This window comes from Burkholderia sp. SRS-W-2-2016, assembly GCF_001931485.1.
Taxonomy (GTDB): Bacteria; Pseudomonadota; Gammaproteobacteria; order Burkholderiales; family Burkholderiaceae; genus Paraburkholderia.
In genome coordinates, this window is the sequence record NZ_MSDV01000019.1 from 82,543 (window position 1) to 96,566 (window position 14,024).

At 64.7% G+C, this 14,024-nt stretch carries 17 protein-coding genes; 12 read left to right on the forward strand and 5 right to left on the reverse strand.

Annotation, left to right across the window (positions count from 1 at the left end; genetic code table 11):
- Positions 1-49: 49 nt before the first annotated feature.
- The 4 genes from BTH42_RS06810 to araD are packed head-to-tail and all read left to right on the forward strand — an operon-like array spanning position 50 to position 4,758.
- Positions 50-1,129 (forward strand): ABC transporter ATP-binding protein, encoded by a 1,080-nt coding sequence (locus tag BTH42_RS06810; RefSeq protein ID WP_075297848.1) that lies wholly within the window; start codon positions 50-52, stop codon positions 1,127-1,129.
- A complete protein-coding gene (locus BTH42_RS06815; protein WP_075297187.1) occupies positions 1,126-2,022 on the forward strand; it encodes an ABC transporter permease in 897 nt (298 codons plus the stop codon). The genes BTH42_RS06810 and BTH42_RS06815 overlap by 4 nt, the downstream gene beginning before the upstream one ends.
- Positions 2,022-2,957 (forward strand): ABC transporter permease, encoded by a 936-nt coding sequence (locus tag BTH42_RS06820; RefSeq protein WP_075297189.1) that lies wholly within the window; start codon positions 2,022-2,024, stop codon positions 2,955-2,957. The genes BTH42_RS06815 and BTH42_RS06820 overlap by 1 nt, the downstream gene beginning before the upstream one ends.
- 31 nt (positions 2,958-2,988) lie before the next feature.
- The gene (araD, locus tag BTH42_RS06825) at positions 2,989-4,758 is read left to right on the forward strand and encodes an L-arabinonate dehydratase (protein ID WP_075297191.1); all 1,770 of its coding nucleotides are present in this window, start codon (positions 2,989-2,991) and stop codon (positions 4,756-4,758) included.
- Positions 4,759-4,912: 154 nt separating this feature from the next.
- Here the strand turns inward: araD and BTH42_RS06830 are convergent, their stop codons facing one another.
- Positions 4,913-5,365, reverse strand: a complete 453-nt coding sequence (locus BTH42_RS06830; protein ID WP_075297193.1) for a DUF3005 domain-containing protein — start codon at positions 5,363-5,365, stop codon at positions 4,913-4,915.
- A gap of 334 nt (positions 5,366-5,699) precedes the next feature.
- Between BTH42_RS06830 and BTH42_RS06835 the strand changes: the two genes are divergently transcribed.
- Both BTH42_RS06835 and epsC read left to right on the forward strand, forming a co-directional pair.
- Positions 5,700-5,933 carry a hypothetical protein gene (locus BTH42_RS06835; RefSeq protein ID WP_075297195.1) on the forward strand — a complete coding sequence of 78 codons (234 nt, stop codon included), beginning with the start codon at positions 5,700-5,702 and terminating at the stop codon, positions 5,931-5,933.
- 190 nt (positions 5,934-6,123) lie between these two features.
- A complete protein-coding gene (gene epsC / locus BTH42_RS06840; RefSeq protein ID WP_075297197.1) occupies positions 6,124-7,050 on the forward strand; it encodes a serine O-acetyltransferase EpsC in 927 nt (308 codons plus the stop codon).
- A 69-nt stretch (positions 7,051-7,119) separates the two neighbouring features.
- On the opposite strand, the gene BTH42_RS06845 is transcribed toward epsC, so the two are convergent.
- Positions 7,120-7,632, reverse strand: coding sequence for a metal-dependent hydrolase (locus tag BTH42_RS06845; protein ID WP_075297199.1), 513 nt, complete (start codon positions 7,630-7,632; stop codon positions 7,120-7,122).
- A 122-nt stretch (positions 7,633-7,754) separates the two neighbouring features.
- The gene (locus tag BTH42_RS06850) at positions 7,755-8,108 is read right to left on the reverse strand and encodes a hypothetical protein (RefSeq protein ID WP_075297201.1); all 354 of its coding nucleotides are present in this window, start codon (positions 8,106-8,108) and stop codon (positions 7,755-7,757) included.
- Here BTH42_RS06850 and BTH42_RS06855 point away from each other — a divergent pair.
- Positions 8,107-8,313, forward strand: a complete 207-nt coding sequence (locus tag BTH42_RS06855) for a hypothetical protein (protein ID WP_075297203.1) — start codon at positions 8,107-8,109, stop codon at positions 8,311-8,313. The genes BTH42_RS06850 and BTH42_RS06855 overlap by 2 nt on opposite strands.
- 116 nt (positions 8,314-8,429) lie before the next feature.
- Here BTH42_RS06855 and BTH42_RS06860 read toward each other — a convergent pair whose 3' ends face one another.
- Positions 8,430-9,581 (reverse strand): porin, encoded by a 1,152-nt coding sequence (locus tag BTH42_RS06860; RefSeq protein WP_075297205.1) that lies wholly within the window; start codon positions 9,579-9,581, stop codon positions 8,430-8,432.
- Positions 9,582-10,210: 629 nt separating this feature from the next.
- On the opposite strand from BTH42_RS06860, the gene BTH42_RS06865 reads away from it, so the two are divergent.
- The gene (locus BTH42_RS06865) at positions 10,211-10,747 is read left to right on the forward strand and encodes a hypothetical protein (RefSeq protein WP_075297207.1); all 537 of its coding nucleotides are present in this window, start codon (positions 10,211-10,213) and stop codon (positions 10,745-10,747) included.
- A gap of 51 nt (positions 10,748-10,798) precedes the next feature.
- Here the strand turns inward: BTH42_RS06865 and BTH42_RS06870 are convergent, their stop codons facing one another.
- A complete protein-coding gene (locus BTH42_RS06870) occupies positions 10,799-11,230 on the reverse strand; it encodes a hypothetical protein (protein ID WP_075297209.1) in 432 nt (143 codons plus the stop codon).
- Here BTH42_RS06870 and BTH42_RS34705 point away from each other — a divergent pair.
- Genes BTH42_RS34705 through BTH42_RS06885 form a run of 4 tightly spaced genes read left to right on the forward strand, consistent with a single transcriptional unit; the run spans position 11,229 to position 14,006 of the window.
- Positions 11,229-11,474 (forward strand): hypothetical protein, encoded by a 246-nt coding sequence (locus BTH42_RS34705; protein WP_143751988.1) that lies wholly within the window; start codon positions 11,229-11,231, stop codon positions 11,472-11,474. The genes BTH42_RS06870 and BTH42_RS34705 overlap by 2 nt on opposite strands.
- Entirely contained in the window at positions 11,471-12,166 is a 696-nt protein-coding gene (locus BTH42_RS06875; protein ID WP_075297211.1) for a CDP-alcohol phosphatidyltransferase family protein, read from the forward strand. Before BTH42_RS34705 ends, BTH42_RS06875 begins: the two co-directional genes overlap by 4 nt.
- Positions 12,163-12,978, forward strand: a complete 816-nt coding sequence (locus BTH42_RS06880; protein WP_075297213.1) for a 2OG-Fe(II) oxygenase — start codon at positions 12,163-12,165, stop codon at positions 12,976-12,978. Before BTH42_RS06875 ends, BTH42_RS06880 begins: the two co-directional genes overlap by 4 nt.
- A complete protein-coding gene (locus tag BTH42_RS06885) occupies positions 12,975-14,006 on the forward strand; it encodes a lysylphosphatidylglycerol synthase domain-containing protein (RefSeq protein WP_075297215.1) in 1,032 nt (343 codons plus the stop codon). Before BTH42_RS06880 ends, BTH42_RS06885 begins: the two co-directional genes overlap by 4 nt.
- Positions 14,007-14,024 lie beyond the last annotated feature (18 nt).

Genomic DNA, 14,024 nt, shown 5'->3' on the forward strand with positions numbered 1-14,024 from the left:
CGCGCAGCACCTGCCGTATCGCGCGCGCCAAGCGGATCAGGAAACCGCCATGAAGCATCACTTCGAGCAGTTGCGACTCGACTCGGTGAGCCGCAGTTTCACCAACGCCCAGGGCCATGCGATCGCGGCGCTGCAAGGGCTCGACCTGACGATCCGGCGCGGCGAGTTCATCGCGTTGCTCGGGCCGTCGGGCTGCGGCAAGTCGACCGCGCTGAACTGTATCGCCGGTTTGCAGCCGCTGACCGGCGGTGGCATCTGGCTCGACGAACGGCGCATCGACGTCTTGCCGCCGGAAAAGCGCGGCTTCGGCATGGTGTTCCAGAACTACGCGCTGTTCCCGCATATGAGCGTGCTCGAGAACGTCGGCTTCGGGCTGAAGATGCGCGGTGTCGGCAGAAGCGAGATCGCGCGCCGCGCGCGCGAAGCGCTGCAGCTCGTGCAACTGGTCGGTCATGAGCACAAACTGCCGGGGCAACTGTCCGGCGGCCAGCAGCAGCGGGTGGCGATCGCGCGCGCGATCGTGATCGAACCGCCGCTGATCCTGATGGACGAACCGCTGTCGAATCTCGACACCAAGCTGCGCATCGAAATGCGCGCGGAAATTCGCCGCATTCATACCCAGCTCGATCGCGCGACGCTCTACGTGACGCACGATCAGGACGAAGCATTGTCGATGGCCGATCGCATCGTCGTGATGAAAGAGGGTGTCGTGCAGCAGGTCGCGACGCCGAAAGAGGTCTATACGCGGCCGCGCAATCTGCATGTCGCGCGTTTCATGGGCTATCGCAATGTCGCCGAGTTCACGCTCGAGGGAATGCAAGGCGAGCATGTCGTGGTCGCTGCCGACGGCGTGCGCCTCGCCGGCACGCCGATGGCCGCGTTCAACGGCAAACGCGTGAGCGTCGCGCTGCGCCCCGAGGACATGCAGCTTGCCGAGCCCGGCGCCGACAACGCGTTCGACGCGCTGATCGACGCGGTCGAATACGGCGGCCACGATTCGCTGCTGCGCGCGAAGACCGCGTTCGGCGACATATGGGCGCGCGTGAGCGGCGAATTCGCGCATGGCGAACGCATCGCGTTGCGGGTGCGGCCGGCCTGCGTGCTGGTCTACGACGCCGAGGCCGCATGAACACGCCAAACACGCCGACGCTATCGCCGCCGTTGCAGGCCCGTGCGCCGCGCGACGCAAAGGCATGGCTCGTCACCCCCGCGCTGCTGTTCATCGTCGCGCTGTTCATCTATCCGTTCGCGTACGGGCTCGCGCTGTCGTTCCAGCCGATGAACGGCGGCAGCGTCTGGGCCAACTATCTGACGTTCTTTACCGACACGTCGATGTGGCCGACCATCATCGTCACGCTGAAGCTCGCGGTTCCGGCCACGCTGATCAACGTCGGCGTGTCGGTGCCGGTCGCGTTCGCGCTGCGCCGCTACTCGCGCTATCAGAAGATCGTGACGACGCTGCTGGTGATTCCGGTCACGCTCGGCACCGTGCTGATCGCCGACGGCATGCTCACCTATTTCGGCCCGCACGGCTGGTTGCCGCAGGCGTTGCAGGCGCTGCATCTATACACGCGCGAAGTGCGGCTCACGCATAACTTCACCGGCGTGCTGCTGTCGCTGATCGTGTCGGGTTTTCCGTTCGCGTTTCTGCTGACGCTGTCGTATGTGACCGGCATCGACCCGACGCTCGCCAGTGCCGCCGCGACGCTCGGCGCGAGTCCGTGGCAGCAGTTCCGGCGCATCTATTTCCCGCTGCTGGTGCCGGGACTGACGATGGCCGCGTGCCTGTCGTTCGTGCAGGCGTTCTCGGTGTTTCCGTCGGCGGTGCTGCTCGGCGCACCGGCCGGCCCGACCCGGGTGATGTCGATTGCCGCCGCCGAGGCCGCGTTCGAGAGCTATGACTACTCGCTCGCATCCGCGATCGCGATGGTGATGGGCTTCGTGCAATTGATCGTGGTCGCCGCGCTGCTCGGCGCGCGTCGCTGGTTCTATCGCGGACCCACGACCGGAGGCAAAGGCTGATGACGACCGATCGCCGCGCGCCTGCCGACCTGAACGCGTCCGCCCTGGCGTCCGGGCCACAACCGGGCGACGGCGCCCGCGAACCCGCGCAACATGCACGCCAGCGCGCGAGCGTCGCCGGCCGCCTGTGGCAGACGCTGGTCTGGGCGGTGATGGTGTTCTTTCTGCTCAACGTGGTGCTGCTGATCGCCACCGTCGCGGTCAATTCGATCGCGACGCGCTGGTTCGGCACCGCGTTGCCGCAAGGCTTCACGCTGCACTGGTACGCGCAGGCATGGCGCGATTTCCAGCTCGCGAGCGTGCTGTGGGTGACGGTGCAGGTGGTCGGCGCGGTTGTGCTGCTGTCGGTGCTGCTCGGCGTGCCGGCCGCGTATGCGCTCGCGCGCGTGCAGTTTCCCGGCAAGCGTCTGGCGATGCTGATCTTCCTGTTGCCGTTGATGGTGCCGCCCGTCACCTACGGCATTCCGATGGCGACCGTGATGTACAAGATCGGCCTTGCCGGCACGCTGTGGGGCGTGATCCTCGCGAATCTCGTGCCGGCGCTGCCGTTCGTGATTCTCGTGATGACGCCGTTCATCGAGCAGATCGATCCGAATCTCGAAGCGGCCGCGCGCATCTTCGGCGCGAACACGTTCCGCTATTTCCGCTACGTGCTGTTGCCGCTGCTGGTACCCGGTATGCTGGCGGCCGGGCTGCTGGTGCTGGTGCGCACGATCGGCATGTTCGAGCTGACCTTCTTCACCGCCGGACCGGCGACGCAAACGCTGGTGGTCGCGTTGTACTACGCTGTGTTTTCAACCGGCGTACGCGCGCCGCAATCGATCGACGCGATGGCGATGATCTATATGGCGATCACGCTGATCTGGGTGTTGATCGCACTGCAATTCGTGAGCCCGACGCAGATCGTGTCGCGCGTGAAAGAACAGCGGCGCTGAACCATGTCCGGCGCGCATCGTGGAGTAGACGTTGACGAAGAGAAAGACCCCCGAGCAGTTGCGCAGCCATCGCTGGTATGGCGCGAACGATCTGCGTTCGTTCGGCCATCGCTCGCGCACCGCGCAGATGGGCTACGACCGCGAGGAATACGCGGGCAAGCCGGTCATCGCGATTCTCAATACGTGGAGCGAGATCAATCCGTGCCACACGCACTTCAGCCAGCGTGTCGAGGAAGTGAAACGCGGCATCTGGCAGGCCGGCGGCTTTCCGGTCGAACTGCCGGTGCAGACGCTGTCCGAGCCGTTCCAGAAGCCCACCACGATGCTGTATCGCAACTTCCTCGCGATGGAAGCGGAGGAAACGCTGCGCTCGTATCCGGCCGATGGCGTGGTGCTGATGGGCGGTTGCGACAAGACCACGCCCGCGCTGCTGATGGGCGCGATCTCGATGGATCTGCCGGCGATCTTTCTGCCCGCCGGCCCGATGCTGCGCGGCAACTGGAACGGCGTGACGCTCGGCTCCGGTTCCGACTCGTGGCGCTACTGGGCCGAGCTGCGCGCGGGCACGCTGACGGCGGACGACTGGCAGGGCGTCGAGGGCGGCATCGCGCGCTCGCCGGGGCACTGCATGACGATGGGCACCGCGTCGACGATGACCAGCGCGGCCGAAGCGCTCGGCTTCACGCTGCCCGGCTTCGCATCGATTCCGGCGGTCGATTCGCGACATGCGCAGATGGCCGCGAAAACCGGCCGGCGCATCGTCGAAATGGTGTGGGAGGATCTGAAGCCGTCGGACCTGATCACCGCCGCATCGGTCGATAACGCGGTGACGACCTGCGTCGCGTTGTCGGGCTCGACCAATTCGGTCGTGCACATGATTGCGCTCGCGCGGCGCGCGGGCATCGAGCTGACGCTGGATCGCTTCGACGAGATCGCGCGCCGCACGCCGGTGCTCGCGAATATCCGCCCGACCGGCAGTTATCTGATGGAAGATTTTTTCTATGCGGGCGGCTTGCGTGCGCTGCTCGCGGAGTTGGGCGAGTTGATCGACGGTTCGCAGAAGACGGTGAACGGCCGCACGCTCGGCGAGAATCTGGCCGGCGCGCAAATCTTCAACGACGACGTGATCCGCCGCCGCGACAAGCCGCTGCTCGCCGACAGCAGCCTCGCGGTGCTGCGCGGCAATCTCGCGCCCGGCGGCGCGGTGATCAAACCGGGCGCGGCCGAGCCGCATCTGCTCGTGCATACCGGCCGCGCGGTCGTCTTTAGCGACTACAACGACATGGCCGCGCGGATCGACGACGACTCGCTCGATATCGACGAGACCTGTGTGCTGGTGCTGCAACACGCGGGTCCGGTCGGCGCGGGGATGCCCGAGTGGGGCCAGTTGCCGATTCCGCGCAAGCTGCTGCAAAAAGGCGTGCGCGACATGGTGCGTATTTCCGATGCGCGAATGAGCGGCACCAGTTATGGCGCGTGCGTGCTGCACGTGGCGCCCGAGTCGTTCGTCGGCGGGCCGCTCGCGCTGGTGCAAAGCGGCGATCTGATCGAACTCGACGTGCCGCAACGCAAGCTGAACCTGCTGATCTCGGACGACGAACTCGCGCGCCGCAAGGCCGCGTGGGTCAGACCGGCGGCGCGCTTCGAACGCGGCTACGGCGCGCTGCATCAGGCGCATGTGATGCAGGCCGATCAGGGTTGCGACTTCGATTTCCTGCAACGCGGCGGGGCCGCCGCTGGCACTGCCGCGACGGCGGGCGGGGCGAACCCGCGTTCCACCGGCGAGCCGGAGATTCACTAAAGCCGGCTCGGCGCGCGTCGAATTCGCAAAACATCAAATGAGGCAAAGCACGCGCCGCGAGTGAAACGGCGCGTGCTCCATTATTTACTGATTAAACGGAATAAAACCGGTAATTAAAACGCGCGGCGAGCGGGACCGCGTTATCCGCTTACCTTTATTTCAGCCGCTGTATTTCGATCACGCGCGCGGGGCGCAAATGATTGAGCGCGTAATGAATGCGGCCGCGATCCTGGCGCTGGCCGACCGGACGTGGGTCGTTGTACTGATGGTCGGCGGAATAAGCGCCCAGCGGTTCGACCATGCCTTTGTCGATCACCGCATAGCCCGGCTCGAGAGCGAGCAGTAGATGATTGCCGCCGATCCGGCTGTCGAAGCCGGCCATTCCGTCGAGTGCTTCGGGCACGCTGTTGTCGAGCGTCGCATTGCTGGTCGTGATCTCGTCGGGCGAAATCGCGCTGTGGCCCGCGATCCGCGCGGCTTCGTGGTTCTTGCCGTCGGTATCGACCGTGCTGTCGTGCGTGCGGTCGTTGTGCATATCCGTGCTCTTCGGATCCTTCGCGTCGGGTTTGGTGCCGGCGTTCTCTGGCTTCGTAATCGCGCTGTTCATCGTGCATTCTCCTGAAGAAGACATCGTTGAAAGACCCAGCAAAAGCCGTTCCGAACTTCACGGCGCCCCAGTGCGCGGCACTTGCGCGACGCCTGCCGCGCGCTTGATCGCGGCGCGCATTTGTCGGTTGATCGAGTGGCGATGACGTCCGCGATTCTTTTCGATTTTTTTAATGGACGCGTATTTTCTACAGAGTATGATCTTACTCCGGCAAGCGATGCGCGGTTAAATTGACGACATGCGGTTGAGGTTATGTCGGGATCGGAAATAATGAACAAATACACAGGGCCGCGCGACCGAAAATATGTTACGGGGCTTCAGGGGCGGGTGACTCATGCACTTCGATGCTGCATTTACACATCGCGGCTATCTGTTGAATTGCGAACCGGCGCGCGCGGGCGACGGCTCCTGGCAACCGTATGTGGTGATCTCGCGCTCGAGCGACGGCGAACTGGTGGCCAACCGGTTCTTTCCCACCGAGTTGCGCTTCTCCGACGAAGCGGCGGCGATCGCCCATGCGCGTGACTGGGCGGTGCGCTGGATCGATATGAGCAGCCTGACTATCTGACCCGCGCGAGCGGCGCGCGCAGCGTGCGCCGCTCGCGCCACGCGCGCCGCTCAGAGCCGCTCCCCAGCGCGCTCCCGCGCCGATGCCATCGTCTCGTCGAACTGCGCCATCGCGCACCCCGTCCGTTAAAACGCGGTAATCTCTGCGCAATAACCACTTTGATCCGTGCTTGCCGCACGGCGCCTTCCCCATGCCCAACGTGCCTTCCCAGAACTGGGGTCTTGAACAGATCGTCGCCGACCTGCGTGCGTCGCGCGAGCAACTGCATCGCACGCGCCATCCGCTCGGCATTCGCGAGTTGCCGTCGCGCGAAGCGGTGATCAATATCGTGACCGGTCTGCGCGCCGCGCTGTTTCCGACCCACTACGGCGCGCCCGATCTGACCGACGAAACCGTCGACTACTACGTCGGCCACACGCTCGAAAGCACGTTACGTCTGCTGGCCGAACAGATTCGCCGCGCGCTGCGCTTTCTGCCCGAGTTCGGCACCACGCCGGAGGCCGAGCTGCGCGAGCGCGCGTTCGCGGTCGCGCGCGAATTCGCGACGCAACTGCCGGGCATTCGCGCGCTGCTCGTCAGCGATATTCAGGCGGCGTTCACCGGCGACCCGGCCGCGCAGCACATCACCGAAATTCTGCTGTGCTATCCGGGCGTGGGCGCGATGACCCATCACCGGATCGCGCATGCGCTGCATCGTCTCGGCGTGCCGCTGCTCGCGCGCTTTATCAATGAGATCGCGCACTCGGCCACCGGGATCGACATTCATCCGGGCGCGACGATCGGGCCGAGCTTTTTTATCGACCACGGCACCGGCGTCGTGATCGGCGAGACCGCGATCATCGGCGAGCGGGTGCGGGTGTATCAGGCGGTGACGCTGGGCGCGAAGAGCTTCGCGGCCGACGAGGACGGCACGCTGATCAAGGGCAATGCGCGCCATCCGATCGTCGAGGACGATGTGGTGATCTACGCGGGCGCGACGATTCTCGGACGCGTGACGATCGGGCGCGGTTCGGTGATCGGCGGCAATGTGTGGCTCACGCATAGCGTGCCGCCGGGCAGCAGCGTGTCGCAAGGCAAGGTCCGCGAGGGCGAGCGCGATCACGACGGCCGGCATTGACGCCGCGCTAAAGCCGGCAGCGAAGTTTCAATTGCAAGGGGCTGCCCGGGGCTGCATTCCGGGCACGCGTCATCCAGCGCACAAATGCCGTAACCACGGCAAGCCATACGCGTCGTGCAGCCACACATGCTGGCCGATAAACCACGCGGCCGCCCACGACGCCGCGACGACGATCAGATCGCAGTTGCCGCTATTCCACAAATTCAGCGAGTGACGCCCGGCGATCCACGGCACGCCGAGCGGATTCGGCCAGTCCGCGAACAGATGCATCAGTCCGCCGCATGCGAAGCCGAACGCCGGCGCCGCATAAATCGAATGGCCGAGCAGGTGGTACGACACCGCGAGCAACGCGAGCCAGCCGATACCCCAATGCGTCAATGTGCGATGTGTGATCCACAGGCGCCGCGAGCGCGACCACCATGCGACCTCGAGCCAGTCCGGCGCGGTGGCGCCAGCCATGCCGGCGATAAAACTGAGCAGCACGCCCGGCTGAAACGGACCGCCGCCATAGCGCGCGACGATTGCGGCAGCGATGACGCCGGCCGCGAAGCCGGTCGCTTGATGGGCTTTGCTTGATGCCATTGAAGCTTGCGGCACGAGCGCCGCCCGAAAATCAGAGGGCGGCTATGTTCGCAGATGCGCGAACAAAAAAATAGCCGACGCGAGATAAAAATCGCGCGTCGGCTCGGTGCTGACGAAACGGCTTACGACGCGCAGCGCGCGATGTCGAAGCGCATTTCCTCTTCGGGCGGATCGTCGGGCGCATTGGCCGGACGCATGACCTTGATCACGGTGCTGCCGTTGAGCGGCGTCAGTGTGATGAAGTACGAGTTGCGTCCATCGGCGCCGACCGCGAGTTCGGTCGCGGCGCCGGCGTGCGAGGTACGCACGCGCGCGAGACGGTCTTCGAGACACGCGGCAATCGCCGCGGGCGGACGCGACGACGACACGTACACCAGGGGCACCGATGCATCGCGCGCGGGGCCGCTGGCGGAACCGCAGGCAGCGAGAGTGGCGGTGAGGGCGACAGCAGGGGCAAGCAGGAAAAGTCTTTTCATGGATCCGATCGTCGGCGTTCCCGGTCGTGCATGGGAAGGAGAGGCGCGGGCGAAGCGCGCTGCACTGACGGGCAGCGCGATGCTTCGCGACGAAGCCGCGATGCGCGCGTCGTTCGTATCGCACGGCGGCACATTGCGGCCGGGGCAGTATACCGAGCGCGCGGCGGCATCGTCACTATCCGGCGCCGTTGGTTCGCGAGCATGACGGCCAATCGTAAGGTCCACGAAAAAACCCGCGCCGTGATCGCATCACGCGCGGGTTCGGGGACTGCGCGAATCGCCGGACTCGCGCAGCCGCTGCCTGTGGAAGACCTGTCGCTATCAGAAGCGGTGACGCAGACCGATCGCGGCAGCCACCTGGTTGTCGGTCGACGACGGCGCGAGCGTATTGATCGACGCGACGTTGCGGCCGAAGCTGCCGAACTTGCCCGACGCGTGCTGATACACGCCTTCGATATACACGTCGGTGCGCTTGCTCAGCGAATAGTCACCCTGCAGCGACACCGTATGCCAGCGCGGATCGCCCGAGCCGTTCGCGCCGCTCATCTTGCCGTTGGTGAACGTGTACGAGCCCGCGACGCTCAGCGCCGGCGTCAGTGCATAGCGGCCGTTCACTTCGTAGTTGTCCAGATGCAGATTGGTGCCGCTGATGCCCGGCAGCGTCGCGCCGCCGACATTCATGCTGGTGATGCCGTCCAGTTGCGAGTGCGTGTACACGAAAGCGGCGACCGCGGGGCCGAACGCATAGCTGATACCCGCGCCGAACGAGCGCTGCAGATCGGCGCCGATCGCCGAGGCGCCGTCGCCTTGCGATACCGCGCCGTTCAGGTTCGAGCTGCCCGAGTTGCTCAGTTGCAGATAGGCGGCGGCCAAACGCAGCGGGCCGTTGTTGTACGAAGCGCCCGCGCTCCACGCGCGATTGTTCGAGAACTCGCCGGCCGCATTGCTGAAGCCGTATAGGCCGCCGAACTTCAGGCCGCCGTAGTTCACGCTCGTGTACTTGACCGCGTTCTTGATCGAGAACGCGCTGCCCAGATTGTCGTTGTTGAACGGGTGGGCCGCGAGGTTGTTGCCGAAACCCTCGCCCGCTTCCGACAGCGGCGCCAGATAGTCGCTCACCGAGTCGTATTGACGGCCGAAGGTCAGCGTGCCGAAGTTGTTGCTCTTCAGACCGACGAACGCCTGGCGGTTGAACAGCGTGCTGTTTTCGATGTTGCGGCCGTTGCTCAGATTGAAGCCGCTTTCCAACGTGAACAGCGCGTGCAGACCGCCGCCCAGGTCTTCGCTGCCGCGCAGGCCGAAGTAGGTATTCGACAGCGCGCCGCTGCCTTGCTGCCATTTGCTGTGGCCGCCCTGGTTGTTCGAATAGACGATGCCGGCGTCGAGCGAGCCGTACAAGGTGACGCTGCTCTGTGCTTGCGCGGTGACGGCGAACGCGCCCAGCAGAGCGGCCGCGATAAGGGTTTTGTTCATCTTCAGATTACTCCGGAAAAGTGCATGGAGAATCGGCGTTCCAGCGATGAGGCGCGGATTGCGCTCGATGACTGGCGATTCGCGGCGCAGTGTATTCCGGTTGCGCGGCTACTTAATTGCGCGCATTACAATAATTAATTCCGGGCTTTGGAAATGTAAAAAGTAAACCGGCAAGTACCGGCGAATAAAAGAATTCTCTTTTTGACAATCGAATGCGTGCGGCATTGTCAAGCGAAACGCCGTTGTCGGTGCGCGACGACGCCAGCGCGCAAGCGCCTGTCGGCGAGCTTTCACGGCTACTGATTCCTACTATTTTGCGCAACGCAGTCTTGCGATGCGCCTATTAAACCAGGCTGGTCGGCCATTTATAATTCCGAACGGCCCCTCTGACCAAGTGGGTCTTTTTCATTTTTACGCGCGGCCTGTGGGCCGCGTTTTTTAATCCCGATTTAAAAATGGAATTTATACGCTTTTAATGCGGAATAAAACAGTTTATTAGCGCGCCCGGACGGTTCGCGGTGGCCGCCGCGACTTGTCCGTTCGGCAGGGTGGCGGGGCGGCATGGTCGCGGGCAGGTAAAATCGCGGGTTCGAATCTGTTTGATGCCTTGCGAAGTGAGTGAACCTGCGATGACCGACACGCCCTTGCCCTCGTCCGAGATGGACGCCGAATTGCCGACCGACGAATCGTCCGGGGCGGACGAAAGCGTGCGTGAGGATCGTCTGTGGCGCGACAACGGCTGGACCGCGCGCGTGATCAAGAACGAAGACGACGAAGGCTGGGCCGTCGAAATGATCAAGGACGGCGAGGCGGAGCCCGCGCTGGTCGGACCGTGGACGATGGGCCGCAACAAGAAGGACCCGAAGCCGCTCGACGTGTCGGCGTTCAACACGCTGGTGAAGACCGCGGCCGAAGTGCTGCGCCGTCACGAGCAGCAACTGCGCGCGCAACTGCACAAGACGCTGCGGGTGCCGAGCGCGGACGGCAACGACGAACTCGAAATCACGCTCGACATCATCCCCGACGACATCGAACCGTACGCACTGCTGAGCGCGCTCGATATGTTCGGCGAACAGATCGCGCAGGTGCAGGTCGCACCGAACTTCAAGCTCAGCAAGGCGAGCGCGGCGGCGTGGGTGGAAAACGAATTTCGCCGGCCGGGGTGAGCGGCGGCTAAATGGCGCGGTGAAGCGTAGTGGAGGGAAGGCGGCGCAGCCTTAGCTGCGCTTGCAGAAAATCGCGGTGATCAGCGGCGCGACGTGATGCACGATGGCGGTGCTGCCGGCGTCCTGCAACGCGCGTTTCACCTTCTCCTCGCTGCCGAACACGACCGCGCCGTACGCGGATTGCGCGAGCGGCTCGCCGTCGCCGACGCGAAACAGCGGATCGTCTTTTTCGAAACCGACCACCGCGAACACGCGAAAGCCGAACGCGGTCAGATTGGCATTGGAGACCGGCGAAAACGCGTTGATCGAATTGCGTTCCACGTGACTCGGCTTCGGGTCGATCAATTGCTGCTGTAGAAGATCGGCGATGAACTGGTGGCCGCTCTCGTTGCAGGTCAGCGGCGTATCGAGTTCCACCGCGAACGACGGCAGCGGCAACGCGAGAGCCGCGAGCAACAGGGCAGGGGCAAGAAAACGGTTCATGAGTGTAGGCGACAGGTCCGCTTCGATGTCGTGGATTCACAACGGCCTTGGGCGCCGCGCCGCGGGCCGCGAAACGCCGTGCATCGAAGGGATTCCGCGTGGCAGGCGCAACTGGATTCGCACTTTATCGCGATTCCCGCGATTGCGCTTTGTCGCCGACACCGAAACGTCATTGTTCAAGCGCAAAGAAACACGCGGGATGAAAGCAATCTTTCACGATCCCGTATATATTTCCGGGTTATGACTTCGCAAGCCCAATCTCCATTAAACGTCCCATTGCCACGCACGTGGGACGCCCGGCTCGCCCGCCGGCTCGTGACACCGCTAGTCGATACCTGGGTCACGCCCAATCACCTGACCACGCTGCGCCTGCTGATCGGCGTCGCGGGCGCGTTGTGTCTTGCTCACGGCGGTTTCGCGTGGGCCAATGCGGGCGCGCTGCTGATCGTGCTGTCCAATTTCGTCGACCATACGGACGGCGAGCTCGCGCGTATCGGTGGCAAATCGAGCCGTATCGGTCATTTTTACGACCTCGCGTGCGACGCGCTCGTCACCGTGATGCTGTTCGTCGGCATGGGCATCGGCGTTGGCGCCACTTCGCTCGGCGGCCTGAAGATCGCGCCGGGCGTGCTCGGCGCAGTCGCCGGCGTGGCCGTTGCGCTGATTTTCTTTTTGCGCATGCGCATCGAGGAAATGGCCGGCAAGGCCGGAACCAAACAGGCGTCGCTCGGCGGTTTCGAAACCGAGGACGTGCTGTATCTGCTGCCGATCGTCACGCTGACCAGCGTGACCGCGCCGTTCGTGGTGGTCGCGTCGATCGGTGCGCCGCTGTTTGCCGCGTGGGTCGTGGTCGATTACTGCCGCGTTGCACGCCGCAGCGCCCGCTCGGCGGCACCCGCCGAAGCTTCCAAAACTCAACTTTGGGCCAGCGAATGAGTTCCCACGCCGAAGACGACGTGATCGCGCCCGTGTCGTCAGTTGCTCCCGCAGCCGCGCTCACGCCCGCGCCCGACCCGGACCGCGCGGTCGCGAGCCGCACCCGCACGTTCGACAACCCGCGCCTGCGCAAGGATTTCGCCGCGCAGGACGCGTTTCTGTATCTGGAAGACTTTCTCGCGCCGGAAGTCACCGCGCAGCTGATTCATAGCGCGCGCTCCCTGCTCGACGAAGTGAACCGCAACTATCTGCCGGGGCACAAGCAGGGCGGCAGCGTGAGCCGCCATACGATCGACCGGCTCGCGCCGTTTATCGCCGAGCTGTATCGCTCGAAAGAGCTGATCGGCTGGCTCGAGCAACTGAGCGGCGACAAGCTGCAGGTGTCGCCGGCCGACGATCCGCACGCGTACGCGCTGTATTACTACACGCGGCCCGGCGACCATATCGGCTGGCATTACGATACTTCGTACTACGACGGACGCCGCTATACGCTGCTGCTGGGCGTAATCGACGAATCGACCTGCCGGCTCGACTACGAGCTGCATACGCGCAATCCGGATGTGCCGGACCAGCCGGGTTCGGTGCAGATTCCGCCGGGCGGGCTGGTGTTTTTCGACGGCGACAAGCTGCGTCACCGGATCACGCCGGCGGGTGCGAACGAGATGCGCGTGTCGCTGACGTTCGAGTATGTGACCGACCCGAACATGCGGCCGTGGCGCCGTTTTATCTCCAACATGAAGGACGCGATCGCGTACTTCGGTTTCCGCCAGGTGTTCCGTCAGATGACCTCGCGCGCGAAGGACTCCGCATGAGTCGCGCGGCTGTACTTCTGCTGTCGATCGGCACGGCGCTGTTCGTCGGCCTGCTCGCGTGGCAGGGGTTCGGCTCGGTTGCATCGACGCTGCTCGCGGCCGGCTGGGGGCTCGCGGTTGTCGCGCTGTTTCACCTCGTGCCACTGGTGCTCGATGCCGGCGCGATTTCGGTGCTGCTCAAGCGTAACGAACCCGCGCGCGACGGCGCGCCCGCGCATCAGCCGTCTCTGCGCGATGCGCTGTTCGCGCGCTGGATCGGCGAGTCGGTGAATAGTCTGTTGCCGGCCGGTCAGATCGGCGGTCCGGTCGTGATGGTGCGGCAGCTGTCGCAGCGCGGCATGTTGCTGCGCGACGCGGCCGCGGCGATTACCGTCAGCACGACCTGGCAGGCGCTCGCGCAAATCCTGTTCGCGCTCGGCGGCCTCGCGATGTTCGGCGCCTATGCCGCGCAGGGCACGCTGCACGATGTGCGCACCGCGACCCTCGTCGCGACCTGCGTGCTCGGCGCGCTGATCGCGCTTTTTTACTTCGCGCAGCGGCGCGGCCTGTTCGGCGGTTTGCTCGGCCTCGTGTCGAAGCTGTTCGGCAAGCGCGACTGGTCGTCGCTGATGACCCGCGCGGAATCGGTCGATGCGGCCGTGCAGGACCTGTACCGCGAGCGCGGCCGGGTCGCCGCGAGCTTTTTGCTGAGCCTCGTCGGCTGGATCGTCGGCACGGTCGAGGTGTGGCTCGCGCTGCGTTTTCTCGGCCATCCGGTCGGCTGGCTCGACGCGCTGCTGCTCGAAAGCATCGGTCAGGCGATTCGCGGCGCGGCGTTTATGATTCCGGGTTCGCTCGGCGTGCAGGAGGGCGGCTATCTGCTGCTCGCGCCGCTGGTCGGTCTGCCGCCCGACGCGGCGCTGGCGTTGTCGCTCGCCAAGCGTGCGCGTGAACTCCTGCTAGGCCTGCCGGGCCTGCTGGTACTGCATTTCAGCGAACGACGCTGGCAACGGCGGCGCGCCCCACGGCGCACCCCGGTTGCCCATTGATCTCCGTATTTTTTCAAA

Bases quoted from the DNA above. Each gene is read 5' to 3' on its own strand.
- BTH42_RS06865 (WP_075297207.1), top strand. From the start codon at position 10,211: ATGACCGACACGCCCTTGCCCTCGTCCGAGATGGACGCCGAATTGCCG.
- BTH42_RS06815 (WP_075297187.1), top strand. From the start codon at position 1,126: ATGAACACGCCAAACACGCCGACGCTATCGCCGCCGTTGCAGGCCCGT.
- BTH42_RS06875 (WP_075297211.1), top strand. From the start codon at position 11,471: ATGACTTCGCAAGCCCAATCTCCATTAAACGTCCCATTGCCACGCACG.
- BTH42_RS06860 (WP_075297205.1), bottom strand. From the start codon at position 9,581: ATGAACAAAACCCTTATCGCGGCCGCTCTGCTGGGCGCGTTCGCCGTC.
- BTH42_RS34705 (WP_143751988.1), top strand. From the start codon at position 11,229: ATGAGTGTAGGCGACAGGTCCGCTTCGATGTCGTGGATTCACAACGGC.
- BTH42_RS06855 (WP_075297203.1), top strand. From the start codon at position 8,107: ATGGATCCGATCGTCGGCGTTCCCGGTCGTGCATGGGAAGGAGAGGCG.
- BTH42_RS06880 (WP_075297213.1), top strand. From the start codon at position 12,163: ATGAGTTCCCACGCCGAAGACGACGTGATCGCGCCCGTGTCGTCAGTT.
- BTH42_RS06820 (WP_075297189.1), top strand. From the start codon at position 2,022: ATGACGACCGATCGCCGCGCGCCTGCCGACCTGAACGCGTCCGCCCTG.
- epsC (WP_075297197.1), top strand. From the start codon at position 6,124: ATGCCCAACGTGCCTTCCCAGAACTGGGGTCTTGAACAGATCGTCGCC.
- BTH42_RS06870 (WP_075297209.1), bottom strand. From the start codon at position 11,230: ATGAACCGTTTTCTTGCCCCTGCCCTGTTGCTCGCGGCTCTCGCGTTG.
- BTH42_RS06810 (WP_075297848.1), top strand. From the start codon at position 50: ATGAAGCATCACTTCGAGCAGTTGCGACTCGACTCGGTGAGCCGCAGT.
- BTH42_RS06885 (WP_075297215.1), top strand. From the start codon at position 12,975: ATGAGTCGCGCGGCTGTACTTCTGCTGTCGATCGGCACGGCGCTGTTC.
- BTH42_RS06845 (WP_075297199.1), bottom strand. From the start codon at position 7,632: ATGGCATCAAGCAAAGCCCATCAAGCGACCGGCTTCGCGGCCGGCGTC.
- BTH42_RS06835 (WP_075297195.1), top strand. From the start codon at position 5,700: ATGCACTTCGATGCTGCATTTACACATCGCGGCTATCTGTTGAATTGC.
- BTH42_RS06850 (WP_075297201.1), bottom strand. From the start codon at position 8,108: ATGAAAAGACTTTTCCTGCTTGCCCCTGCTGTCGCCCTCACCGCCACT.
- BTH42_RS06830 (WP_075297193.1), bottom strand. From the start codon at position 5,365: ATGAACAGCGCGATTACGAAGCCAGAGAACGCCGGCACCAAACCCGAC.